Genomic DNA, 403 nt, shown 5'->3' on the forward strand with positions numbered 1-403 from the left:
GACGAACGCAGACCATCCGGCGTCGTGGACGGACTTGGCCAGGCGTGTACGGGCGAGTCCCTTGACCGCCAGGTCCTCCACGGCAATCGCTTGGTTCTCGCGAATGATCCGCGTGGAGAGCTGGTGGTGGAACTCGCGCCGTGCATCGGCGACCTGCCCGTGAGCACGGGCGACCTTGACGCGGGCCTTGGTCCTGTTGCTGCTTCCCCTGGCCTTGCGGCTCAGGCGCTTCTGTTCGCGCTTGAGCTTCTTCTCGGCCCGGCGCAGGAAGCGCGGGGCGTCGATCTTCGTGCCGTCGGAAAGGACGGCGAAGTGCCCGAGACCGAGGTCGATGCCGACGACCGGCTCCACGTCGGGCAGCGTCTCGGGTCCGGTCTCGACGACGAAGGACGCGAAGTACCTG

The 403-nt window shown here is 67.5% G+C and carries 1 protein-coding gene; it reads right to left on the bottom strand.

What is annotated here, in order from left to right:
• Positions 1–403, bottom strand: a 403-nt coding sequence (locus IH09_RS36240) for an RNA-guided endonuclease InsQ/TnpB family protein (protein ID WP_190233530.1), incomplete at both ends; no start/stop codon positions are given.

Origin of the sequence: Streptomyces celluloflavus, assembly GCA_000720995.1 — a bacterium.
GTDB classification, from domain to species: Bacteria; Actinomycetota; Actinomycetes; order Streptomycetales; family Streptomycetaceae; genus Streptomyces; species Streptomyces celluloflavus.